Origin of the sequence: Emticicia sp. C21, assembly GCF_003418935.1 — a bacterium.
Classification (GTDB): Bacteria; Bacteroidota; Bacteroidia; order Cytophagales; family Spirosomataceae; genus Emticicia.
The window spans coordinates 92,733-118,285 of record NZ_QVMT01000003.1 but is presented as its reverse complement, the minus strand read 5'-3'; the positions used below and the strand labels follow the sequence as shown (position 1 = coordinate 118,285).

The following is a 25,553-nucleotide window of genomic DNA, read 5'->3' as shown; positions in this document are numbered from 1 at the left end:
TTACTCCGACATTAATCTTTCAATTACAGGTTTTATTGGAGAATATCTTCCAGCATCGACATCTGCTAAGCCTTGTTCTATTCGCTCTTTTACTCTCGGTGAAAGAGAATCCCAGAAATCTTTGGGTTGAGGTTGTTTTTGATCTAAACTATTTTTTTGCTTTTTCTTCATATAAATTTAAAATTAGACTTCAATAAAATCCTTTGAAATATACGTATATTTCAAAGGATTTTATTGAAAGAATATTATTGAAACGGATAATTATTTATATCAAAATTAGGAGATCTAAATGGGAATTCTTGCCCTCCATTATGGTTATACCATTGATTGATCAATTTATTAATCCTAGGAGTACCACTCCTTAATCCTTGTCCTGAAGGAGTATATAATCGACAATTTAAAATTCCATTATTATCACAGAAGTCTTCAACAATTCTCATTTGGTTCTCAAATGAGTTAAAAGGATTACGAATCCTATTGGACTTCCCAAGCCATGTAAAATAAACAGCTTCTACTTTTTTATTTAATATTGTATTTATAATTTGCTCCGTATTCCAGAAAAAATCATGAAAACTTTCAATTTCCTTATCTCCGTAGGTTTTTATCTTAGCGACATGGTTTAGATTCGTAATATCTGCATCTTCAATTCTAATAAGTAAATCCGTTAATCCTATTTTCTTTTCTTGCAGAAATTGAAATTGATGAATTGTATTATTTCTTTCAATATCCTGCAATATTCCAAATTGGCCAATAGCAGACCAAAAATAATTACGTCTTCTTCCGTAAAAATATCCTGCCATATTTTCATCCGCCCAAATATTTTCAGGATTGAAAGTTCCAATAATTAAAGTTTTAAAATCCCAGTTAGGTATCAAACCAAAAGCTCCATTCTGATGCAAATTGTGTCCGAAAAATTTATGTGTACAAGGCATATTATAAAATGTTTACAGTTAAAAAATAATTTTCTTAATGGTGATTAAGAAAATTAGCCTTGTCAAGCATTTTTCAATATTTTTTTTCGAGACGCTCTCATTTCATCAACTTCCTATCCTTCAGCCAATCTTCCATGCGTGCTGCCCAGGTTTCTACAGGGCCTCTGCCTTTTTTCTTCAATCCATACCCATGCCCACCTTTTTCGTAGATATGCATTTCTACAGGTACTTTATTTTTCTTGCAAGCCAGAAAGTACGCAATGCTGTTTTCAGGTTGTACGCCATCATCAGTTGTGCTTACCAAAAACGTAGGTGGCGTGTCTTTAGTAACCTGTTTATCATTCGAATACCATTCAATCTTTTCAACCGGAGGATTCTTACCAATCAGATTATCTCTTGAACCAAAATGTGTAAAACGATCATTAAAAGTAATAACCGGATAAATCAATAAAGAGAAATCTGGTCGCACACTGACTGATGGGTCGGTTATATCTCCTACCTGCGTAGCAAAATGCGTAGAGGCTGTAGAGGCGAGGTGGCCTCCTGCCGAGAAACCCATGATACCTACTTTATCGGGAGAAACGCCATACTTAGCGGCATTTTTACGCACAATTCTGATAGCCTGTTGCGCATCTTGTAAGGGTCTTATCTCGTCGTTATCAAATAAATCCTCCTGCGGTAAACGATATTTCAATACAAAGGCGGTCATGCCTCTCTCATTAAACCATTTAGCAATATCGTACCCCTCGTGGTCTATAGCCAGAATACCGTAACCACCACCCGGACAGATAATCACGGTAGCATCAGTAGTTTTTTTCTTAGCTGGATAAACAATTAAAGCAGGTTGGGTAACATCTTTTACCCGTGTAATACCATCAGTGGTTTTAGAATCCTCCGGTACCTGCTTTCCTGTTGACCCTGGTGCAGTGCCAGTATAAAGCAGAATAGTTTCGTTTTGAGCATAAAGATTTGACATAAGCGCCATGGCGAATAGCATTAAAAACAATTTTTTCATTGAGTATTTTTTTTGAGAGGGTGTATATATGATGGTTATTTTACAAAGTTGAAAAAAAATATTGTTTCTGACACTTTTCTACTAATATTGTGTAGCTATTTCTTTTTAGTATGCTTCCTGCACTAGAAAATTATCTCCAGTTTATTCAGCAAATTCATCCACTTTCGCCCGAAAGTATCGAAGCCATTTTGCCTTTTCTGGCACAAAGGAATTTTTATAAAAAAGAATTTCTGGTGCGTCAGGGAAACATATCCGACGAATTACATTTCATTCTATCAGGCTGCGTACGTGAATATTTTGAAGATGCTAATACCGACGAAATTAATACATGGTTTGGCTTTGAGAATGCCGTAGCGGTGTCTACACACAGTTTCTTCTCGCAAAAACCCAGTTTAACCAATATTCAGGCATTAGAAGATACAGAAACGATTGTGATTAAGCACGGAGACCTGCAAAAGCTCTTTAATCAATTTCATGAAATCGAACGATTAGGACGCTTATTGGCCGAGCAATATCTGATACAGATGGAAGAGATAAAAATCATCCTGCAGACGCTTTCAGCCAAACAGCGGTACGAATACCTGTTGCAACACAAACCCGAATTTATTAAACGTATCCCTTTGAAATACCTGGCTTCCTTTTTAGGTATTAAACTTGAAACATTGAGTAGAGTACGGGGGCAGAAGTAGAATATAAGTTTTATCTTTACTATTCATTTATTCAGGCGGTTAATAGAGGCAATATCTGCCATTTTATTTGACATTTATCAAATACTTATCTCAATAAATTCTGCCTACTTTGAAGTCTGTTCATTCAATCCTATTATACTCATGAAAAAAATCGCTTTTCTACTAAGTTCACTTTTGATTAGTGCCGTGGGCTTTGCACAAAAAGACGTGCAGAAACGCTATCAGACACAGTTTATCATGGCTGAAAACGGTTCTACGATTCAGTTAGATGAAGGCTCGTTCACTTTCTCGGCCAGCCTCTCAATGGAAGGTAAAAAGAACATCACCATCAAAGGAAAAGGTAAAGACAAAACCATTCTTTCGTTCAAAGGACAAACCGAAGGCGCCGAGGGAATCCGGGTTTCCAATGCTGAAAACATCATTATCGAAGACCTGACCGTGCAGGATAGCAAAGGTGATGCCGTAAAAACCATGAATGTAAAGGGCATCACTTTCAGAAACGTAAAAACTGAATGGACAGGCAAACCTAAAAAAGAAAATGGCTCTTATGGACTGTATCCAGTTCAATGTGAAAAGGTATTGATTGAGGGCTGTGAAGCCATCGGCGCTTCTGATGCGGGCATCTATGTAGGGCAGTCGAAAGATATTATTGTACGTAAATCACGTGCTTACCACAATGTGGCAGGCATCGAGATTGAAAACTCTCTGAATGCTGATGTATACGAAAATGAAGCTACCGAAAACACCGGTGGTATTCTTGTTTTCGACTTACCAGATTTGATTCTGAAAAAAGGCGGCTATACGCGTGTTTATAAAAACAATATTCACCACAACAACCTACCTAATTTTGCCCCAAAAGGTAATATCGTAGGTAAAGTACCTGATGGCACTGGCATACTGATTTTAGCGGCCAATCATGTAGAGATATTCGATAATCAGATTGTAAACAACAAGTCAGTGAGCACAGGAATTATCTCGTATTTCACTACAGAAAATCCTATCAAAGACCCGACTTATTATCCATATCCGGAAGCTATTAATATTCATGACAATGTTTATGAGCGTGAGAACGTTAAAGCTACCGGAAAGGGTCGTTTCGGACAGATGTATAGATTCAAACTGAGATTTGGTAAAGACGTACCACATATCCAGTGGGATGGCATTGTAGACGCAAAAAATCCTACCAAAGTTTTGTGTATCAAAAACAATAAAAATGTAAGTTTTGCCAATTTAGATGTAGCGAATAATTTCAAGAATGTTTCCCGCGATGCCTCGGCACATGACTGCAGTCTGGAAAGTCTGAAAATGGCAAAAATTGATTAAAACACATACCATGGAATGATTTGAGGACTCTTAGTCGCTCTTGTTTCTTTTATTCTCAATGCAAAGATTCGTATTATTATTGATAGCCCTGGGCATTTTTGGTTTGTCTTCCTTCAATCAACAGGATGTTAAACAGGAAATACAACCAAGCATGCCCAAGGAAAAACTCTCAGACTATTCCTTTTTTGAAGGCACCCTAGCCGAACAAAAACCCGCTAAAGGTGTAATCCCTTTTTCACTTAATACCCCTCTTTTCAGCGATTATGCTGAAAAACTACGCTTTGTCAAATTACCTGAAAGCACAAAAGCGACTTACAACGACAAAGAAGTATTAAGCTTTCCGGTAGGAACAACGCTTATTAAAACTTTCTACTATCCCAACGATTTCAGAAATACAGATAAAGGTCGCAGAATTATGGAAACCCGTCTGTTAATCCATGAAAATGATGGCTGGAAAGCACTGGTTTATGTCTGGAATGATGAGCAAACTGATGCCTTTCTGGAAGTAGCAGGTGATACCAAAGAAGTAAGCTATATTGACCTGAACGGCAAAAAGAAGAAACATGAATACAGCATACCGAATCTGAATCAGTGTAAGGGCTGTCACAACCGTAGTGAGCAGATGTCACCAATCGGTCCATCAGCCCGACAACTCAATGGTAATTATCGGGCATGGGGATTACCGGAAGGCACAGAAAATCAGTTAACAGCCTGGCAAAAAACAGGTATCCTTCAAGACTTACCGGCCATCGAACAAGTACCTAAAGCTCCTGTCTGGAACAAACCGGAATCAGGAAGCATCGAAGAAAGGGCACGCATCTGGTTAGATATTAACTGTGCGCATTGCCATCGGTTAGGCGGACCCGCCCAGACTTCCGGTTTAAATCTGAGTATTCATGAAACAGACCCTTTAGCTATGGGTATTCTTAAAACACCTGTAGCGGCAGGTCGTGGGTCGGGTAATCGTAAATTTGATATTGTACCGGGTAAGCCTGATGAATCCATCTTATTATATCGCATAGAATCAACCGATCCCGGCGAAATGATGCCCGAAGTAGGCCGAAAAACCAACCACAAAGAAGGTATAGAATTGATGAAAGAGTGGATAAAACAGATGAAGAAGCCTTAAATCGTACTACATTTTCCATAATGATTGACCGTTAAATCGCCAAAGTTGTTTTTGCAAGAACTCCCCTTTAGGGGCTGGGGCATTTTTCCCTCACCTCACCACACCATTCCATCGTCTTATCATAATCTCATTTAATAGCTTCTATATCCCTTATAGATTTGTTCATCAAAATCATTAAGGATTATGAAAAAGCTATTATTCATCATCATTTGTCTTTCAGTCTCTGTTAATATTCTGGCACACCCAGGTATAGGTATTGTTACTAATTCCAAAGGAGAGATATTCTACACCGACTTAGCCAAAGTCTGGAAAGTATCAGCTGACGGTAAAACCAAAACCATAGTAGTACCGAACGTTCATACCCATGAACTCTATATGGATAAACAGGACAACCTATTTGGAGAAAATCTCTGGTATGAAGGCGAAGCCATTGATAAATGGGGACATTTTGTATGGAAATATAATGCTAAAGGCCAGTTCACCAAAGTAATACCTAATACCGAAGGTTTTTTGAGCAATTATAGCTTCACCCGCGATGCTCAGGAGAATATGTATTGGATAGAACGCGGCAAAAAAGAGAGTATTCTCATGAAACGTACTCCGGATGGTAAGGTAGCCATCGTGCAGACCCTTAAAACAACTGATGTACGCTGGCAGTATTGCCAGGATGATGGCACTTTCTATTATGTGGATGATAACGACTTAATGAAAATAAAAGACGGCAAAGTAACAATGGTTTCTCTGAACGTAGACGATGTACGAGGCCATAAATTGAGGCTTACGCCTAATCATAGTGTATTTGGCATGTGGACAGACAACAATGAAAATGTTTATGTAACTATCTACGAAAACCGTGAAATCCGCAAAATTGCTCCCAACGGGAAAGTCACTATTGCTTATACTAGTCCGTTAGGCTGGCATCCTACAGGTGGCTTATTTGATAAAGTTGGTAATCTATGGGTATTAGAAAATAATGATCTCAATCAGGTAAGAGTGATTAAAGTGAATCGGACTGATTTATCGAAAGTAGCCTCTGAAAAATCTGATATTGAATTTTTGATTTTTAATCTGTTTTGTTTATTTTTCGGTAGCATTTTACTCTTTTTCCTCAGCAAAAAATTTCCTGTTATGAAATCATCCCGCCTTATGCTCCAGGCATCATTTCTTATCTTTTTTATTACTTTCAATGCTATGGCACAAAATTCCGGCATTGCTGTAGGTGAAGGCGCGCCTGCTTTCGACCCTTATCATGTATCAGGCAAAGACAAAGGCACTAAAACCTGCCCTATGTGTAAATACGGTGCTAAAACCGAAGGACTCATGGTTTGGATAAACGACGACTTAAAAGATTATGAGAAGATGCTAAGTTTTCTTGAGGCTCAATACCTGACTAAAAACGCCAATAACTGGAAAACCTTTATTGTTTTCATGAATCCCAAACATGAGAATGAAAGTCTACTAAAACAAAAACTAAGCGATTACGCTAAAAAATTAAACTTAAAGAATGTAGCCTTTACTTTTATCTCCTCTCCGACTGATGCAGAAACGGCAGGAGTTTACGAAATAAATCCAAAAGTAAAGAATACCATTTTTGCCTATAAAAAGCGGGTTATTACAAAAAAATTCGTCAATTTCGATACGGATAAAGAAAATTTTACCTCTCTATTAAATTTCTGATACTTCAACTCTAAATAGATAAAACAATGAAAAATCAACGATTGCCAATCTTGCTTAGCGCCTTTAACTTATTGTTAATGCTGTTTATTGCAGCCAAACCCAGTGAGGAAAACTTCGATAAAATCAGAGTAAAAGAATTTGAACTGGTCGACAAAGCAGGTGTAAAACGCGTTTCATTCAAAACTGAAGACGATGGTTCCGTAATTATGCGATTGATAGATAAAACAGGTACCATCCGCGTAAAATTAGGTGCAGACGAAAACGGTTCGGGTTTGGTTTTGCTTAACAATTCAACCGAAGTAGGTCTACATGCCCTGGCAAAAAAGGATGGCACCAAACTGGTATTAGTTGATAAAGACGGCAAAAAAAGAGAACTTTAACTATGAAAAAAATCATTCAATTGTTAATCCTCAACGGAGTATTTTTTGTGGCTTATGCACAGGAAGTCAAACCATTTGCAACTTTTGTTGGAACAAGCCCCTGTGGGAACATTATCAAACCTTTATTGGGCATTAAAGATGATAAGGAATGTGATTTTACCAAATGGACTATGACCCTTTCACCGCAGAAAGCCAATGCACCTGCGGCCGTGAAATTAGTCTATCGATTTGGCATGAGTAGATCGAACACAAGCGGGTTTATAGATGAGAAGAAAGCTGAGTTTTCAGGCCATTGGACTATTCAGAAAGGCACAAAAACCAAGCCCAATGCCATTGTTTATCAGGTTACATTGCATGGTATAGACAAGAATCTGCTTTTTGTTAAATTGAGCGATAATTCCATTCATCTATTAGACAGTCAACGTGGACTGATGATAGGAAACTCAGGTTATAGTTATACCTTTAGTAAAGCAAAACTCTGATAAATTATGAAAAATATCATGCTAAAATTTATAGTGGTTCTAACCTGTTTCAATGCCTATCCCCAAACGAAAGGTGTAGAAAATGAGCCTTATCCGACTACTTCGTCTAAACCTTTTCCATCAGGCAAAGATGTTTACGGTGTTTTCGAGGGAAGAGGAGCGTGCCAGGAATTAGCTGCTACCTTAAAAAAAGAGGTTTCGCCGGAATGCTTTAAAACTAAATGGGGGCTCTATCTTTATCAGAATCCTGATACACAAGCTCCTACTACCTATGTTTTAGAGGGTTCGTTTTTCAGACAGGATATCCGTAAAGGCAACTGGCATATTATAAAAGGCACAAAAGAAGACTCCGACGACTTTGTGTTTGCTTTAGAAGCAGCTAACCAGCAAACTATTTACCTGTTGAAAGGAGATGACAATGTATTGTTTTTCCTGGATAATGATAAAAACATTCTGACAGGCAATGAGCATTTTAACTATACGCTCAACAGAGTTCAGAAGAAAACAGTAGAATGAAAATCAAGCAACTCAAATACTACCTGATTCCGGCATTCTGGCTTATCGTTACTTTATTAATGATTGGGCAAGACTTGCTGTTCAGTGCTTTAAGGGGCCATCCTGTAGTATGGGCTGATACTTTGATTTTCAAGATTAAATGGTTGCTATATATACCCATCACTTTTGTGGTGTTCTGGCTAGGAGAAAAGTTACCTCTGCAATCACCTCATCTAGTCCGGAATCTATTATTGAATCTATTGATTTCTTTGGGTATCAGTTTTCTTGCCGTAATAGTTTATTCAGTACTTGTTACCTGGTTCTGGAATCTGTTTATCGGACAAACACAATTTCATGTTATTTTCAAACGGAATCTGGCGGTTTCTCTTTTTAATGAGTTTGTCAATTATTGGATAATTCTGGCAGCGCATAAAGCTTATAGTATCTTCCGTCAGTTTCAACAGGCGCAGGTGGATAAAGCTTATCTCGAAAAACAGTTATCTGATGCCAAACTAGGCTTTCTGAAAATGCAGTTACAACCGCATTTTCTTTTCAATACGCATCATAATATCATTGGCTTAATGCAAAAAGGAGATACCGAAAAGGCCACTAAAATGCTGATGAAACTAAGCGATTTGTTACGCCTGAGTCTGAAAGAAAATAACGATGATCTCGTTCCACTTAAAAACGAAGTACATCTTTTGCAATTATATTTAGATATTCTGAAAGTACGGTTTGAAGAACGGTTAGATTATGAGATACTTATCAATAACGAATTACAGAAAGTTTTTGTACCGCCTATGCTCCTGCAACCTTTGGTGGAAAATGCAGTAAAATATGGCATTGAGCCATTTGCCAAACAAGGTAAAATAGAGATTTCGGCACAGAATGGGCAAAACAAACTGAAATTATTGGTAAAAGACAATGGTATTGAAACCTTTCAGCATTTCAGCTTTGGCATTGGATTGATGAATACTCAGGAACGCTTGAAGAATCTTTTTGGCGAAGAAGCAACACTCGATATTGCAAGCAATACCCCCGACAACGGCATTACGGTAACTATCACTTTACCCCTATTAAAATGACCTACAAAGTTCTGATAGCCGACGACGAATCGATAGCCAGAGAAATTCTGCAAAAACAATTGCAGGATTATCCGCAGGCACAAGTGGTAGCTGTTTGTAAAAATGGTAAAGAGGCGCTAGCATCTATAGATAAACACCAACCAGACTTGGTTTTTCTTGATATTCAGATGCCAGAACTGAATGGAATAGAATTAGCCAAAAGCCTGAATACAGATAAATTACCACTCATTATTTTTGTAACAGCTTTTGATAACTATGCTCTGCAAGCCTTTGAAGCCAATGCGATTGATTACCTGCTAAAGCCTTTTGATAAAGAGCGTTTCGACAAAACTTTTCAGAAGGCATTAAAGCAATTACAATTAACCAATAAACAAGATTTAACTCCCATTTTTGATAAATATAGTCAGTTTTTTCAGCAATTTGCCCAGCCTAACTATCCCGAAATTGTGACAGTAAAAGATGGTGGACGGATACAATTATTAAAAACTGCTGACCTGATATATATAGAAGCCGAGGGGAATTATATATGCCTGCAAACCGAGAAATCGAAGCATCTGCTATATGAAACGCTGTCTAGTTTTGAGCAAAAACTCAATCCTAAGACTTTTGTACGAATCCATCGCTCCACTATTGTCAATATCAATTTTATTAAAGAAATACAATCACACTTCAACGGCGATTACTCAGTAATACTAAAAAACACTAAGGTATTACGCATGAGCCGGAATTATAAGGAGAACTTAATACATTGAGTGATTTTGTGAATTAGTGAATGAGTGATTAAAAAAACATACTATCTGACAATCACTTATTTATTAAAGCAATTAACAAATCACTCAATCACTAACTCGCTCAATTATTTAAACATCTGTATGTAATGCTTAAAATAAGGGTAATGATAGAGTTTACGACTTTATCATTTAGCTGGCTATTTGCTTTTTTTTATCAATTGTTCATTTTTAAACATTTTCAACATGAAAAAGTTAGTTTTAATGCTCTTATTACCCTTTGGACTATCAGCTCAAAAAAAAGTAGGTGGTCCTTGTGAATGCTGTGAAGCTATTTATCAAAGAATGCCCGCCAACTTATCCTGGGCAACCCGGATTTCGGATAAAGATGAGGAAGGTGAGCCTATGGAGATTACAGGAATCATCTATCAGAAAGATGGCAAAACACCTGCCCCTGACGTGATTCTCTATGTCTATCATACCGACGCAAAAGGTAATTATTCAAGAGGTACGGGCGATGCATGCACCAAACGTCATGGCAAACTTCGGGGATGGGTAAAAACCGATAATTTAGGCCGATATAAACTTGTTAGCATCAGACCTGCTTCTTATCCTAATGCAACCATTCCGGCGCATATCCACCCTACTATTAAAGAGCCTGGTAAAACTGAATATTATATAGACGAATACCGGTTTGAAGGAGATAAATTCTTAACCAAAGAAGAAATAGCCCGCGACGAAAACCGAGGAGGAAGCGGCCTTATTAAGCTTACTAAAAATGATACAGGCGTTTGGATTGGGAAACGAGATATTGTTCTTGGACGGAATATCCCTAATTATGAGTAATATGTTTTAAACCGAAAAATGCTAAATGTAAAACAGAAAAATGTAAAAGGGGTTTTATAAAAGATTTGAAAGAGTATCGTTTCACTTTTTTTCCTTTTTCGGTTTTGCATTTTACATTTATCATTTTCCGGTTTCAACCGCTTTTTCTATCACTATGCCCCAAAGACTTTTCAGGTGCAACCAAGTCTCTTACCAATTGCTTAAGCTCTTTTATTTCTGGAAAGTGACCTTCGCGTTTACGGTCGAAGATTACCTCTTCATTTAGTATGACCTGAAACCTCCCTGCTACTTCGCTAGGGCGAAGACTTACTTCTCCTAACTCTTCTTCGAAAGTAGTCAGGAGTTCCTGTGCCATCCAAGCTGAACGCATCAGCCAATGGCATTTGGGGCAATATTCTAAAGTGATTTTTGGTTTCATATTGGTTTACCGTGTCACGCCTATACTCGTCCGTAATAAGGCGTGGCACAGTTAGGCATTCCAGAGAATTATATTTTAGTTATTGCGTTGCATGTGAAATAAGCTAGCAAATGTTTCTTAATTGTAAGCTACTCCCCAGTTAACCGTGCCACGCCCTTATTAATCCGAGTAGAGGCGTGACACGGTGAACCTAAGATTTTATTTTTTCAATGTCGATAAATATTCTACTAAATCCACAAATTCCTGTTTCTGAAGTGGGAATTTAGGCATTAATGATTCTTTCAAGGCATCTTGAGAAGCAATTTCTGAACGCTTATAAGTAGTTGGTGTTGCACTACCCAAAGCTTTCATCGTTATCTCGTTTTCGGTCTTGGTCAGAATCATACCATCCACTTCGGTGCCGTTTTTCAATTTCACCTTAAAGCCTTCAAAGCCAAAGCTAATTCCCTGGCTTGGGTTCATAATGGCCGTATACAATGCCTCTTTAGATAATTTACTGCCAATTTCCGACAAGGCCGGGCCAAAGTTGGTGCCTTCACCTTTGCCTACGTGGCAGGTTGCGCAATACATTTTAAATACCTCATGGCCCTTATTAGCATCACCTGCCAGTTTCACTAAATCACTTACATTGCCTATTGACTTATCAATATCAGCACCAAACATTTTCATAGCTTCGGTGCGAATATCGCCATGCCAGGTACCCAATAATAGTTTTTTAGCTATCGGCATTACATCTTCCGGTACTTTCTTAGCTTTTACCAAATCCCATAGAATCTCTTCGCTATTCCAGCCATTCATCGCCTGCATGGCTCTTTCACGCACTGGTTGGCTCAGGCTCTTATTATTGAATAAGGTTATCAGATAATCGGTTACCGGCTTATCATCTACACTGCCATACATATTAATGGCTTTCAGCACCACGGCTTCATCCTTACTCTTGGTTAACTTCTGAAACTCACCGATACCGTTGATTCTTACCTGCGTTCTGGCAGCTTCTCCTCCAAACACACTATCAATCATTGCCATATTCACCAGACGTGGCGATTGGTCTTTTAACTGATAACGTTTCACAAGGTCAAGATAATCAGCCGGATTCTGTATGCCCTCTAATACTTTCGGCAATAAACTGGCATATAATGGATCTTTCTTGGCACTTTCAATATCCAGATGCTTAAATACTAAGGTTTTAATATCTGCAGGTGCATTGCCCCCATCTAACATACCGAATAATACCTTGGTTTTGTCTGGGCTTGTCTGGAAATCAAAGGCTCTGAAATATCGTAGTTTATCAGCACCGGTAGCAGTTTTAGCCAATTCAGCCAAACGATATACGTTATCTGTTGAGCGGCTTCTCCATACAATATCTTTTGAACTATTATCAACTTTCCATTTATCTCCAACACGGGCAATGTATTTCGCAAAAAAAGCATCCCATTGGTTATCCGCAGCAATACCTAGTGTCTCTAAATACCAACGGTCTTTGCCATCGTATTGAGTAGCTAAGGTCGTCCAGATATCAGCAGCTTCAGGACTTGTATTATGACGAAGCGCTAAAAGAACCTCTCTACGAATTTGTGGAGATGGGTCTTCCGATAGTTTTTTCAGCATGGCAATATCCGCCATTTTCAACTCACGAGCCAGACGGATACCTGTAATTCTGATGTCTTCATCTTTATCAGCCAATGCCGCATCAATATATTTCTTTTCTTCTCCTTTGATATTGCCTAGTAACCACAAAGCTCTGGCACGCATACGAGAATTGTCTGATTCCCATAGGTCTACCAAAGCATCTTCTGCTTTTTTCTGTAGGCTATTGAGCTTTGTCCAAGCCAGGTAGCGAACGGCAATATTCGGATTCTGCAAAGCTTTTACACAACCCTCCGGTGTTTCAAAATCAAAAGTCGGTACTGAATAATTTTCACCCTTTGGGGCAATTCTGTAGATGCGTCCTCGTAGGCTATCTCCCATGGCGTGGCCACCCACACCCGGGTCATACCAGTCTGCTACAAAGATAGAGCCATCAGGCGCCATCGTCACATCCGATGGACGGAACCATTGGTCGCGTTTTGAGCCGTCAAGGATATTATTAATGGTCGCTTTGAAACCTGCGCCATCTTTTTCAGCAGCATATGAGCGTACAATATTCGGCCCTGCATCGCAGTGGATTACCTGATTACGGTATTTCTCCGGCAATAAATCACCTTCATACACAATCATACCCGTTGGCGAGCCAGCACCAGTTTGCAGAAGGTTAGGCATAACACCCGGGTCGTTCAAATGCCAGTGGCGTAGCGGTATTTCACTTTCCCAATTGGTACGGCGTTCCTGCCAGCTTGCGCCTGTCATTTCATCTTTGAAACCGTAATTACCATAATCTACTACATAGTTGATACGCACGCCTTTGTTTCCATCATCGTCGTTATCCGACTGCCACATTCTGCCATACGAATCAACTGCTACTTCGTAGTTATTTCTGAAATTCTGTCCTAATAACTCAACATTCGAGCCATCCGGATTACATCTATACACTTTTCCTTGTCTATAAGTAGAGAATGGTCTGCCTAAGTCATCTTTAAGCTCAACTCCATTTTTATCATGCAAAGTCTCAACCTCATTACCGCCATTGAAATACAATTTGCCGTCAGGCCCGAAACTAAAGGCATGAATAGCGTGGTCGTGTTGATTTCCTTTCAGATTCGAGAAAAGTATTTCTTTCTTATCTGCTTTATCATCACCGTTTTCGTCAGTAAATACAAAAACGTTAGGACTACACGAAACAATTACTTTATTACCTAAAACTGATACTCCCAAAGCCGAGTTGATTTCTTCGCCCTGGTAAAATACAGTTGTTTTATCGGCTTTACCGTCTTTATCAGTATCCTCCAATATCAGAATCCTGTCGCCCTTTTTGTTATAAGGATTCTGCGGATTAAGCTTATTGCGATAGTTATACCCCTCACAAATCCATACTCTACCTTTGGCATCAATATCCATATTGGTAGGGTTCATCATCATGGGTTCAGAGGCAAACAACGTTACTTCTAAATCAGGATCAGCTAATTGTATACCGTCAACTGCATGTTCGGGTTTACGCTTGTCTTCGTCAGATAGTTTGGCATATTCTTCATCAGGAAGCGTTTTAGGGGCTTGTTTACAGGCTCCGGCCAGTAATAAAACAGAGAGAGAAAAAATGATTGATTTTTTCATTGAACAGGTTGTATTTATAGGCGTTGAATAGATACGCTAAAATTATAGAATAAGTGTTGATTTGACAAATAAAAATCCCAAATCAATTCTTCAGTGAAACCACTCCTTTCTCAGCACCTACTCCTAATATATGTTTCGCTCTCAGATAACGATTCGCGTTACCGGCATCATAATTGGCACAATCTTTATCAAAACTACTGATTCTTACCATTCCGGATGAATGAATAAATTCATTATTGCCCAGCCACATACCTACGTGTACGACTCGCTCAGGTTTTTCAGGCGTAGCTTTCTCGCCAAAGAATAGTAAATCGCCTACGCTTAGTTTTTCAAAAGCTACATCTTCACCCACAAAAGCCTGTTGAGACGCATCTCTGGGTAGTAAAATGCCATTGGTCTGATATACCATGCGCATATAACCGCTGCAATCAACCCCTTTCCATGAGGTACCACCCCATAAGTAAGGCAAACCCATCATACGGAAAGCTGTTTTAGTCAAGGCTTCCGGATTGGGGTTAGTCATTTTCTTCCAATCCTGATAAGATATAGCTTCATGTTTTGGGATAAAACCTTTGCGAGCATCAGGGTATATCACTTCATAAAAATCTGTTAAGGTGTCTTTTACCACAAATAAATCTCCCCAGGTGAGATCAGAAACTGTTTGCGTATTTTCGTCGGCTTCTGTAAATGCAAATCCAAAAGGTCTGGCATACATTAGCTTCGCTTGATTCTGATAAGCTTCTACCTCATCTTTGAGTTTGCGTTTGATAGTACCACCATCTACCCAACCTATATAATGGTCGGGTGTTTGTACCAGATACCAGTTTCGTTCTTTCTCTAATACTTTCAACGTTGTACCCAGCAATGATTGTGTTGCCAGTTCAGCTGATTCTTTGGGTTGTGAACGGATATTAGCAACAGATACATTCACTAAAGCATAAATTTTATCTTCTAATTCTTCTTCCTCAGGCAAAACCCGTATTTCATCAGCCAGGTTATAACCGTTGGTTTTCAAACGACTCATTAACTCCTTTTTGGCTAACGGTAAATTGGTTTTACCTACCAGTAAATTACTATCTAAATCTACCTGAAAAACAGCTACCCTTTTATCAGGCGCATATTTTTTCTTCACCTGCTCAATAATGGCATGCACCGTTGGATGTGTAACAGGCGTTTGATTTACCTGGGCAAACAGGGCATTGCTCAGGCAGGTAAACAGAATTAATAAGTAAAGTTTGTTACGAGTGTTCAGGGAATAATACATTGCGTTTATCACTGTATATAACTATTGTAAATGATTCCAGCCCTGGGCTTTGATGCTTGCCTTTGCTCCACTTTTCAATACCAGTTCTACGGCCTTATCTTCAGTCATATAGCCAATTGGCGTAATATCTGACACGTTCTTTATTTTATCAAAATCGGCCTGTTTTACGGTAAATAGTAGCTGATAATCTTCTCCGCCATTCAATGCCGCCGTGATTGGACTTATATTAAATTCTGATGCCGTCAGCATCGTAATATCTTCAATCGGTAATTTCTCTTCAAAAATCAATGCTCCTACGCCAGATTGCGTGCTTAAATGGATGATTTCAGAGGCCAACCCATCAGAAATATCAATCATTGATGTGGGTACAACGCCCGCTTCGGCCAATTCGTGTATAATATCCGCTCTGGCTTCAGGTTTAAGCTGTTTACCTACCAGATAAGATTTCTCTTCCAGATCAGGCTGCATATTTGGGTTTGCCAGATATTCCTGCTTCTCTCTTTCTAATATCTGCAGACCGAAATAAGCCGCACCTAAATCGCCTGTTACGCACAAAATATCGTTGACTTTTGCGCCATTTCTATAGGCTATTTTGTCTTTATCTACTAAGCCCGTTGCGGTTATAGAAAGTATCAGCCCTGAGCGTGAAGCAGAGGTATCGCCCCCAATCAGATCTACTTTATAATCTTCGCAGGCAAAACGAATGCCCTCATAAATTTCATCAACGGCTTCAACCGATATTCTATTGCTTAAGCCTATACTTACGGTTATCTGCTTGGCTATGCCATTCATGGCGGCAATATCAGATACATTCACGGCTACAGCCTTATAACCTAAATGGCGAAGTGGTGCGTAAGATAAATCAAAATGAATTCCCTCCAACAACATATCCGTCGAAATAAGCATGTATTTGTCACCTAAATCTATTACAGCGGCATCATCGCCAATGCCTGTAATAGTCTCAGGGTTTTGTGTGGTAAATTTTGATTTTATCCGGTCAATCAGGCCGAACTCTCCCAATGCATTCAGTTCTGTTCTTTCCATAGCTCCTGTTCAATGTTCTACTCTGCTAATATCTATTTTTTCACAAAGATACACAAAAAAAGGTGGACTTTTCAGCCCACCCTTTGTCTCAAGACCTTTGTCCCTTACTGGATAGTCAAGGTATATGTATTGGTAGTACCACCTGTTTTTTGGCTTGGTGTAGTACGCGTCAATACCAATTGTGTATCGGTAATCGAATCAATGTTAAATTCTATAGTTCCGCCAGTACCTGTTGGGGCAGGGCTCAGGTTTTTCAGAATCAATTTTGTTTCACCTGATAGTTCGTACTGTCCAGAAAATGTATTACCATCAAATTCTACCAAAGTAGCTGATGGCGCAGCTAATAATCTTAATTGAAAACTTGAATAGCCTGGTTTAGTGTTGCTGGCTGCTCCTTTGGTATACACAATCGCAGTACCCTCTTTCACTGTATTAGCAACCCAGTTCTTTTTAATTTTTTCTGACACCGGCACAGTCTTATTATCTTTTCCGCAAGAAAAGATGAAAAAACTACAAGCAAACAATAGAATGGCAATCTTTTTCATAGAATGTTATTTTTGAATATGTTTTTCAACCTTTTTTAATCAACATTATAGTTGCGCAATAGAACACGCGACAAATATGGCTTAAATATAAACTAAAAAAAAATTTCTCTAACTATATTGACGTATTTTTTGAGAAAATGGTTGTAATAATCAGCGACTAAATATCAGGGAAACGAATTAATCTGAATTTTCATTGTCAGCATTCATAAATCTTTACGACCTTTGCAGAAAAAATTCTATTGAAAGAGTATACCCGAAATCAGTTGGCTTTGCGTAATGGTCAGGATAAGGAAGAAATCTGGATTGCCTATCAGTCGATTATCTATGATGTAACCCATTCAAGGTTATGGCGTAACGGTAAACACTATGAACACTGGGCCGGACAAGACCTAACCGATGAACTGAAAGACGCACCGCACGCAGAGGGTGTTTTCCAGAGGTTTAAGGCGGTGGGAAAATTGAGTGAATGAGTGATTGAGCGATTTAGTGATTAGAATTTACCAAATATGTACATAAAGGCACACTATGTTTCATTATTATTCACTAATTCACAATTCACCCGCGCGACGTCCGCATTCAAGATTATAATCACCGCGCGGCGGCCGCTCAATCACTAATTCACTAAATCACTAATTAGTTATTCACTCATGAAACTCATTGAATCAATTATACTTTTTGCTAGTTTAGCTTTTTTGGTTATGTTCGTCGATCAGGCGCTTTATAAGAAAGTACCTTTGAGCGATAGCTATTTCTTTCTGATGTTTTCTTTGGCTGGTTTTCTCTACTATACCTATCGTAGGGGCCTAAGAAAGATTAAAGAAAAAAAGGAGGCAGAAGCTAAAAAAGATGAAAAGCCTAAAAATATTGAGCAACGTCTTAAGAAAAAATAAGCACCCCAGGCAACCAGAACACCAGTTCACCTACCCAACGATACTGTTGGTTAATGGAGAGTTTTTTAGAGAAAATAAAAACGGCCAGAGTAGCACAAGCCATAGCAAACTCTATCAGAAATACGTTCTGCATATAGCCCTCTGCACTTGCTGAAAAACTGACTCCCATCAGAATAGTAATGCCTACTACTATCCATCTGACACCCTTATTTCCTATTTTTTGAGCAAAATTCTTTGCCTCTGGCGTTTCCTGCATTTCATACCAGGAAAATACCAGGATGCTTTGATGAACAAGCAGGATGAAATTAAAAGCCGATAAATATTGCCAGAAGCCTACAGCTTTACCTACAAAAGCACTCCCAAAAATGGGTAGGCTATACAATAGTGCAGTAGCAATTTCTTTATAATAATGATAGGCTGATGCAGAAGTTTTCTTTTGAAGTAAAAAAAAATAAAGAAGCAGGAATGCCGAAAAAACTATTCCAAAAATGATAACAGGCTTGGGTAAAAAGAAAACGAGAAAGAGTGCCAGAATAGATAAAACGATAACGACTACCTGCAGATAATACTGATGAGTAAAATGAAACTGATGCCGGGCATCCTGCGGCTCTGATTTAATATTATCCAGTAGTCTGTCGAAGATATAAATAATCCAGGTGCATATTGCTAAAACTACTAATACCAAAGCGTTGGGCTGGCTATTTGCATCAGACATTTTCCAGAACATGATACTACTCAATAGTGCTCCAATCACTACATCCAGGCTTAAGTAGTGGAGGGTTTGGAGGATATTGGTAGGTTTGGTTTTCATTAAGAATGATGTCTTGAACTATGATTTACCTGATTTCATGATTTAACTGATACCATAATCTTACTTGATATAATTAAGAACCATTTTTTCTAGTTAATCATAATAATCAGCTTAATCAGTTAAAACGGTCCGCCGTCGCGGCAAAGTTCAAGACACTAATCACACAATCACTCATTCACCAAATCACTAAATTTCCAAAACAATCTCATCCCCTATCTTAATCTGCCCCTTTTCAACCACTAAAAGATTCTGCCCGAATAAAATTTTACTGCCATTTTTTCTGTATTGAGCTAATGTTCTCAGCGGTTCTTTGCCTTTTTCAGCGGTTTCGGGGTTGATGGTTGTGAGTACACAACGCGCACAGAGTTTTACACCTACCAGTTTGGCTTCTCCTACCTGAAAGTATCTGAAATTATCTTCATCATGCGCTTTGCCACCTGAAAAAACCAAGTTCGGCCGGAAACGCTTCATTTCCATTTTTTCCTCCAGTTTATCGTTCAGGTAATTAAGACTTGACTCCCCAATAATTAAAACCGGATAAGCATCAGAAAAACTTGTATGTTCTTCGTGTGTGATTGAATATTTAGGGTCTGTCGGTCGGATAGAATCATCAGGCTGGTAGTATAGACGCGTTTCTTTTCCTAAAACTTCGGTAAACCAGGCATCGGCTTCATCACTTACTCTTACGCCTCTCACCACATCGTCCCAGATAGTAATCATTTGATTATCATTTGTTTGAGGGTCAAACGGCACTTTTAATGGAGCAATATCTTTCTTGCGGTGACTTACTTTCAGACCATCGCATTCTATCGCTACCTCAATCAGGGCCATCTGTTCATTTTCTCTTTGAGTTCTGAACATATTCTCGCTATCAGCTAACACCCAACGGCGGTCATATTGTAGCCCTCTGTCTTCTACCTGCGCTGAATGAAGCGAGATTCCTCCCAAAGATTTAATGGGGTAAATGTTTATTTCAGTAATAATTATTGCCATATTTACTTATATTTTTTCGGATACAACAATTCTCACATAAAATCGTTTGAGTTATTAGGTCAAACATATAAATTGGAGGAAAATTCAAGGCGTTATAGCAAGCCTCTGTTTGTGTTGGTGATTAACAATAAACTTATAGCTACAACCTATAAAAATTGTGGGCGTGTATGGTGGCCCTACCCATTTATACAATGAAAAAAATATTTTATCTCATTACACTTCTGCTCCTTTCGAATGGTGTTTTTGCGCAACTCCAAATGTACAAACGAGGTCTGGCAAGTTTCGAAAAAGGTCAGTACGATTTGGCTATTAAAGACCTGGCAAAGGTAAATAATATTGCCGAAAGTGAAAAAGCGAATTTGAATTACAAAATAGCGGAAGCCTATCGTTTGTCGAATCGTTGGGTTGAAGCTATCCCCTATTACGAAAAAGCTTTTGAAGCAAAATTATTGATACCTGAAGCGCATTTCCATTATGCTTTTGCACTAAAAGCTGCCGAAAAATATGATATGGCGCTTAGAGAGCTTCAACAGTTTATCGATTCTAAAAGCACTATTAAAGCCTATAATGAAAAAGCCTACCGTGAGGTGAATACGCTGAAAATTATAGGTGAATTAAAGAAAAAACAAACTGAAGTTACTTTCAAAAATCTTTCTCAGATTAACACTGCAGGAGCGGAGTTCTCTCCGATGATACATGGAGATGAACTGGTTTTCACTGCTTCACGCAAAGGTAAAACCTACTCTAACGGTCTACCGTACGTGGGTTTGTATAAAGCCAGATTGGCGCGTTCGATGGCAGAACTAGGAAAACCGGAGAAATTCAGCGCAGCGCTTTTTGATGAAGAACGTAACGAGGGTACACCAACGTTTTCACCTGATGGTAAAACAATGATTTATGCCAGAGGGAATACAGGTAAGAGAAAAGACTTATCGCCTGATATGGATTTGTATATCTCGCGCTATGTAGATGGTACCGGCTGGACAGAACCACGTTATGTGAGTGCCTCAGATTCTGCCAGTTGGGATGGTTCTCCTGCTTTCTCACGTGATGGTAAAACGATTTATTTTGCGTCAAATCGTCCGGGAGGTTTAGGGGGTATTGACCTGTATCGTGTCAATATGGATGCCTCTGGTCGTTTCGGTAATCCGGTGAACCTGGGTAAAGAAGTAAATACAGCAGGTGATGAAATGTTTCCTTATGTATCAGAAGACGGCAGATTATATTTTGCCTCTGACGGACATCCGGGTCTGGGTAAACTTGACTTGTTTATAGCCGTTCGTTCTGCCGGTAAAATCACCGTCGAAAATATGGGTGCTCCCTATAACTCAAACATGGATGATTTTGGCTTGGTGATGAGTAAAAAAGGAGATATTTTCTTCTCATCAAACAGAGCCGGAGGTACGGGCGACGATGATATTTATTATTATGAAGCACCCCAGCCTGACGTAGCTACAAATGACCCAAGCAAATCGCCTCTGATTCCGATTTCAAAACCAGATAGCTTAAGTAAACCTACTGAAATCAAAACGGTGAGATATTATCTGGCAGGTACGGTTTATACCAAAAATGCCAATAACGAAAATATACCTTTAGATTCGGTAAGAATAAAAATCCTAACCACTGGTCAGGAAGAGCCAATGACCGAGATAGTTACCAGAAAAGATGGCAGGTTTGGCCCTATTGGTGTGCAGGAAGATGGTGATTATGTGATTCTGGGCAGCAAAAAGAATTATCTGGCCAAACGTGAAGATTTTTCAATGAATGGTCGGGCTATTCCGCAATCACTACTCACTAAAGCCATTACCGATACTACGTTTTATACAACGTTGAATCTGGAAGAAATAGCTTTGGAGAAAACATTCCGTGTTGAAAATATCTATTATGATCTGGATAAATGGGACATCAGAACTGATGCTGCTATAGAGTTGGATAAACTCGTTCAGGTACTGAATGATAATCCGACTATCAAAATTGAGTTAGGCTCGCACACAGACTCCCGTGCAACCGAGGTGTATAACCAACGTCTGTCTCAGAGACGTGCAGAATCTGCCGTGAATTACATTGTTTCTAAGGGAATAGATAAAGCCCGTATTTCAGCCAGAGGTTATGGTGAAAGTGAGTTATTGATTAAGAATGCCAGGACTGAGGATGAACACCAGACCAACCGCCGTACGGAGTTCAAGATTATTGAAATTGAGTAATAATAACCCCCTCCATAAAGCAATAGCCCCGGATTCTTTCGGGGCTATTGTGTTTCTATGGCTTATTAAAAAGATTTTAGTAAAATAAGATTTTCTATTTGTTAAGATAACCTATATACTCTTTCTCATTTACATGCATTTTTAAGATATATTTATCCGGCGATTCATCAAAAATCCAGACTATATTCTGTTCTTTATTGTTCTCTTTTTCTGATAGATATACCGATAGTAATTCAGCATTTATAGGGTTATTCAAAAATTGAATAATACCTGGCATAGCATCTACTTTTGTAGGGAAATTCTTAAAAACAGGCTCGTTCGAACTTGAATTAGACGAGGTAGCAACCACGATACAGCCATTCATAGTAGCCGAAAAACGGGCACCTGCTTTTGTTTCAAATCCTGGATTGAGCGTAATGTATTTGTTAGCATTATAACTCGCTTTTATGTTGGCATTAATTTTATTACTGCCCACTATATATTTATCAACTGTATAATCATAATCCTGAGTGATAGGATTGGTGATAGTCATCAATTCCTGACAATCGAAATCCCACATCCAGAGTTCTTTCCCATTAATTCCGTCATCAACTGCAAAATAGAGTTTACGGTTATTATAAATATATTCCGTAATCCTTATGGAAGTATCATTGAATTCTTTTTGCCGGATAATTTTCACCAGTTTTGTGCCTGCTGTGGTACCATTAGAAGCCCATAATTCGTGCCTGGCGGTATTAGGGGCTACGTCAAAAACAAGTATCTCTTCATTCACATTCATCAATACAGCAGCACCCGCATTATGCATAGTACTTGTCAATTTCTGTATTTTAACCGGCGCCGAATTTCCGTCTATTGCCCATAACGCATAACCGTTTGGATCATAGGAGATAAAGAATAGTTTGTTCTTAAATACTGCAGGTATGTTAGTACTTATTACACTACTAAAAACCTGAGTATTGGCACTGGTGCCATCAGACTTGTAGAGGGCATAACTGCTTCCGTTAGTAGCCACGAAAAAGAGGTTATTATTATACACAGCCGGATTTGTGATGCCAGCCCCTCCTACACCCGGATTAATATCTTTTACCAAAACAGTACCTGCCTCTGTGCCATCGGTTTTCCATAATTCAAGCCCATAGGTTGGGCTTTCATAAAGGAATAACAGCACACCGTTTGCCTCATAAAATTTTGATTTAATAGTACCCCCCGTAAGGTTTTTTACTAAAACTGTACCTATTTCGGTTCCATCACTTTTCCATATTTTGGTATTATCTTCTGTTATGAAATATAATAAGCCGTCCCAAACCAGCAGGTTACTCGGATCTCCGCCTAAATAATAGTTACTAAAATCTTTCACTTTAGCGGTACCAGCATCAGTGCCATCAGTTGCAAAAAGTTCATAGCCTCCGCCTCCGGGGTTATTATCATTAACCCAGCCCTTATAATAAATTTTATTATTAAATCTGGTAAATTCAGGGTTCTTTGGATTTCCATGAGTTGAAACAAAAAAAACTGTTGGAGGCATAGTTTTGTTAAACTTCACTAACTGATGAGTAATTTGCGCAATAATTACATCATTATAGGCAATCATCCCTGAAACGTCAGAGGAATAATTTATATCAGAAATAGAACTCGCATTCAAATCTGCTACCAGCGTAGTATTGGCAGAGGCACCATCTGTTTTCCAGATTTCACGTCCATGTTTTATATCATCAGCCGTGAAATAGACTTCATCATTGAACGCTACAAACTGTGCCGGAGCAGAAGAAGTGACACTTTGGTTGATATTCTTCACCATCATGGTACCTATCGGTGTACCATTAGATTTCCATAACTCAAAACCGTTGAGGGCGTCATAGGCAGTAAAATAATAGGTATCACCAACAACAGCCAGTTGATCATTATAAGAACCATTAGAAAAAATAGGATTCAGCGTACTGATATTGATAGTTCCCTCAGCAGTGCCATCGCTTACCCAGTGCTGGGTAATATTTTCAAATACCCCACCACTGGTCACTGCCAATTGAAAGTATATTTTTGAAGTTCCGGCAAGAATTCTGATGTTCATATAATTATTATAGGGGGTCATCAGGATTGTTTTAATCTTTTGTGTGCCGTTGTTTGTTCCATCACTTTTCCATAGTTCGAAATCAAAAGCATTCTTTCTGATGAAATACATCAGATCATTCATTTTTACAATATCTCCCAACATCAGTTGATTATGCAATACTGTTAGATTATCTCGTACTAATGTGATGGTACTCCCATCAGTTTTATAGAATTTATTATCGTTTGCTATAAAATACAATTCATTGTTATAGCTTATACTAGTCTGGGGATTATAATTCTGATTGCCATCAATGGCGTCAGCAACCACAACCGTTCCTGCTTCAGTGCCATCGGTTTTCCATAATTTAGATTGATTAATGGTGTTATAAGCACAAAAAAAGACGGTATTACCCACCTTCTTAAAGTCCTTAAGTAAACTTGGTCCATTGACTGTATTTTTTAATAGTCTGGTACCATTTGAGGTTCCGTCTGTAACCCATGGTTCGTTGTCATAAGCATCAGTTGTAAGCTTAAAATAAATTTTTTCTCCTGTACTTAAAAAATTGCTTTCATATAGCGTATCATAAAAGAAATGTGTACCGCTATACACATCGGTTATTTTACTTGTGTTGGCTTCAGTGCCGTCAGTTTTCCACAGTTCTAAAGTATTGTTGGTATTATTACTTACAAATACATAGAGCCATCCATTTATAATACCTGCCTTTTTAATAATACTATTGTTAAAAGTCTTTACAACCGTAATGGTATTGCCATCAGCAGCATATAAATTTGGCTCATATAGGTTTTTAAAATAAGCTTTACCTTTAAAAGAAGTCAGAAAGGTATAAAAACTTGATGAATAATAATCCCCACTGGTTACTTTCCTTGTGCTCGCTGCTGTACCAGTTGTAAACCAGATATCTTTATATTGTTTATAGAAAAAAGAAGTATCCTGAGCCAGAAAGAATAGCGTATCGCCTTTTATCAGATTATTATTAAAATCTACGAAACTCTGATTAATATTCGAACTTGCATCAGAAGAGGCAATGTCTTTTAAAAGTCTTTGTGAATACGAATGAAACGAAGTTGTTAATAAGAAGAATAGTATAAATCGAAGATTCATAAGTGGCCGCCGAGCGGTAGTTTTTTAGTTACAGATTTTTAGAACAATATTCAGATTATGCGCAATTTACAGAAAATATTAATTCAAATACTATTAAAAAATATTCTGTGGTATATTATTTTTTTTTCCAGTTTATAGCAATTATTAAATGTAAGTGGTGTAAAAATACTGTTTCTTACAAAGGTTTTGTAGAATCCTCTATTTAATCCTACCACTCAATAAGA

The 25,553-nt window shown here is 38.4% G+C and carries 24 protein-coding genes; 13 read left to right on the top strand and 11 right to left on the bottom strand.

Features of this window, described 5'->3' with window-relative positions:
- The 3 genes from D0T08_RS27555 to D0T08_RS08190 all read right to left on the bottom strand — a co-directional run bounded on the left by D0T08_RS27555 (position 1) and on the right by D0T08_RS08190 (position 1,947).
- On the bottom strand, positions 1–171 hold the full coding sequence (locus D0T08_RS27555) for a hypothetical protein (protein WP_158561218.1): 171 nt from the start codon (positions 169–171) through the stop codon (positions 1–3).
- Between the two features lie 74 nt (positions 172–245).
- Positions 246–932 (bottom strand): hypothetical protein, encoded by a 687-nt coding sequence (locus D0T08_RS08195; RefSeq protein WP_116982137.1) that lies wholly within the window; start codon positions 930–932, stop codon positions 246–248.
- A 97-nt stretch (positions 933–1,029) separates the two neighbouring features.
- The gene (locus D0T08_RS08190; RefSeq protein ID WP_116982136.1) at positions 1,030–1,947 is read right to left on the bottom strand and encodes an alpha/beta hydrolase; all 918 of its coding nucleotides are present in this window, start codon (positions 1,945–1,947) and stop codon (positions 1,030–1,032) included.
- Positions 1,948–2,057: 110 nt separating this feature from the next.
- Here D0T08_RS08190 and D0T08_RS08185 point away from each other — a divergent pair, with 110 nt between their 5' ends.
- The 10 genes from D0T08_RS08185 (at position 2,058) to D0T08_RS08140 (ending at position 10,781) form a co-directional block, all read left to right on the top strand.
- Positions 2,058–2,636: a Crp/Fnr family transcriptional regulator gene (locus D0T08_RS08185; RefSeq protein WP_116982135.1), complete on the top strand. Its 579-nt coding sequence runs from the start codon at positions 2,058–2,060 to the stop codon at positions 2,634–2,636.
- A gap of 141 nt (positions 2,637–2,777) precedes the next feature.
- A complete protein-coding gene (locus D0T08_RS08180) occupies positions 2,778–3,959 on the top strand; it encodes a parallel beta-helix domain-containing protein (RefSeq protein WP_116982134.1) in 1,182 nt (393 codons plus the stop codon).
- 58 nt (positions 3,960–4,017) lie between these two features.
- On the top strand, positions 4,018–5,088 hold the full coding sequence (locus tag D0T08_RS08175) for an SO2930 family diheme c-type cytochrome (RefSeq protein ID WP_116982133.1): 1,071 nt from the start codon (positions 4,018–4,020) through the stop codon (positions 5,086–5,088).
- 183 nt (positions 5,089–5,271) lie between these two features.
- Positions 5,272–6,765: a hypothetical protein gene (locus tag D0T08_RS08170; RefSeq protein WP_116982132.1), complete on the top strand. Its 1,494-nt coding sequence runs from the start codon at positions 5,272–5,274 to the stop codon at positions 6,763–6,765.
- 26 nt (positions 6,766–6,791) lie between these two features.
- Complete coding sequence (locus D0T08_RS08165; protein ID WP_147322733.1) at positions 6,792–7,145, top strand: hypothetical protein; 354 nt, start codon at positions 6,792–6,794, stop codon at positions 7,143–7,145.
- A gap of 2 nt (positions 7,146–7,147) precedes the next feature.
- A complete protein-coding gene (locus D0T08_RS08160) occupies positions 7,148–7,627 on the top strand; it encodes a hypothetical protein (protein WP_116982130.1) in 480 nt (159 codons plus the stop codon).
- Positions 7,628–7,633: 6 nt separating this feature from the next.
- Entirely contained in the window at positions 7,634–8,143 is a 510-nt protein-coding gene (locus D0T08_RS08155; protein ID WP_116982129.1) for a hypothetical protein, read from the top strand.
- Positions 8,140–9,207 carry a sensor histidine kinase gene (locus D0T08_RS08150; RefSeq protein WP_116982128.1) on the top strand — a complete coding sequence of 356 codons (1,068 nt, stop codon included), beginning with the start codon at positions 8,140–8,142 and terminating at the stop codon, positions 9,205–9,207. The genes D0T08_RS08155 and D0T08_RS08150 overlap by 4 nt, the downstream gene beginning before the upstream one ends.
- Positions 9,204–9,959 carry a LytTR family DNA-binding domain-containing protein gene (locus tag D0T08_RS08145; RefSeq protein WP_116982127.1) on the top strand — a complete coding sequence of 252 codons (756 nt, stop codon included), beginning with the start codon at positions 9,204–9,206 and terminating at the stop codon, positions 9,957–9,959. The genes D0T08_RS08150 and D0T08_RS08145 overlap by 4 nt, the downstream gene beginning before the upstream one ends.
- A gap of 222 nt (positions 9,960–10,181) precedes the next feature.
- On the top strand, positions 10,182–10,781 hold the full coding sequence (locus tag D0T08_RS08140) for an intradiol ring-cleavage dioxygenase (protein WP_116982126.1): 600 nt from the start codon (positions 10,182–10,184) through the stop codon (positions 10,779–10,781).
- 133 nt (positions 10,782–10,914) lie between these two features.
- Here D0T08_RS08140 and D0T08_RS08135 read toward each other — a convergent pair whose 3' ends face one another.
- The 5 genes from D0T08_RS08135 to D0T08_RS08115 all read right to left on the bottom strand — a co-directional run bounded on the left by D0T08_RS08135 (position 10,915) and on the right by D0T08_RS08115 (position 17,259).
- Complete coding sequence (locus D0T08_RS08135) at positions 10,915–11,199, bottom strand: SelT/SelW/SelH family protein (protein WP_116982125.1); 285 nt, start codon at positions 11,197–11,199, stop codon at positions 10,915–10,917.
- Between the two features lie 198 nt (positions 11,200–11,397).
- On the bottom strand, positions 11,398–14,406 hold the full coding sequence (locus tag D0T08_RS08130; RefSeq protein WP_116982124.1) for a PVC-type heme-binding CxxCH protein: 3,009 nt from the start codon (positions 14,404–14,406) through the stop codon (positions 11,398–11,400).
- 82 nt (positions 14,407–14,488) lie between these two features.
- Positions 14,489–15,670 (bottom strand): C40 family peptidase, encoded by a 1,182-nt coding sequence (locus D0T08_RS08125; RefSeq protein ID WP_116982123.1) that lies wholly within the window; start codon positions 15,668–15,670, stop codon positions 14,489–14,491.
- Between the two features lie 21 nt (positions 15,671–15,691).
- On the bottom strand, positions 15,692–16,714 hold the full coding sequence (gene thiL / locus D0T08_RS08120) for a thiamine-phosphate kinase (protein ID WP_116982122.1): 1,023 nt from the start codon (positions 16,712–16,714) through the stop codon (positions 15,692–15,694).
- Positions 16,715–16,818: 104 nt separating this feature from the next.
- Positions 16,819–17,259: a hypothetical protein gene (locus D0T08_RS08115; RefSeq protein WP_116982121.1), complete on the bottom strand. Its 441-nt coding sequence runs from the start codon at positions 17,257–17,259 to the stop codon at positions 16,819–16,821.
- A gap of 239 nt (positions 17,260–17,498) precedes the next feature.
- Here D0T08_RS08115 and D0T08_RS08110 point away from each other — a divergent pair, with 239 nt between their 5' ends.
- The gene (locus tag D0T08_RS08110; protein WP_116982120.1) at positions 17,499–17,729 is read left to right on the top strand and encodes a cytochrome b5 domain-containing protein; all 231 of its coding nucleotides are present in this window, start codon (positions 17,499–17,501) and stop codon (positions 17,727–17,729) included.
- A gap of 177 nt (positions 17,730–17,906) precedes the next feature.
- Entirely contained in the window at positions 17,907–18,149 is a 243-nt protein-coding gene (locus tag D0T08_RS08105; RefSeq protein ID WP_116982119.1) for a hypothetical protein, read from the top strand.
- Here the strand turns inward: D0T08_RS08105 and D0T08_RS08100 are convergent.
- Positions 18,136–18,960, bottom strand: a complete 825-nt coding sequence (locus D0T08_RS08100; protein WP_116982118.1) for a hypothetical protein — start codon at positions 18,958–18,960, stop codon at positions 18,136–18,138. The genes D0T08_RS08105 and D0T08_RS08100 overlap by 14 nt on opposite strands.
- A gap of 186 nt (positions 18,961–19,146) precedes the next feature.
- On the bottom strand, positions 19,147–19,953 hold the full coding sequence (locus D0T08_RS08095; RefSeq protein WP_116982117.1) for an MOSC domain-containing protein: 807 nt from the start codon (positions 19,951–19,953) through the stop codon (positions 19,147–19,149).
- A gap of 191 nt (positions 19,954–20,144) precedes the next feature.
- Here D0T08_RS08095 and D0T08_RS28125 point away from each other — a divergent pair, with 191 nt between their 5' ends.
- Positions 20,145–22,157, top strand: a complete 2,013-nt coding sequence (locus D0T08_RS28125; RefSeq protein ID WP_116982116.1) for an OmpA family protein — start codon at positions 20,145–20,147, stop codon at positions 22,155–22,157.
- A gap of 94 nt (positions 22,158–22,251) precedes the next feature.
- On the opposite strand, the gene D0T08_RS08085 is transcribed toward D0T08_RS28125, so the two are convergent.
- On the bottom strand, positions 22,252–25,329 hold the full coding sequence (locus D0T08_RS08085) for a 3-coathanger stack domain-containing protein (protein WP_116982115.1): 3,078 nt from the start codon (positions 25,327–25,329) through the stop codon (positions 22,252–22,254).
- Positions 25,330–25,553: the final 224 nt, after the last annotated feature.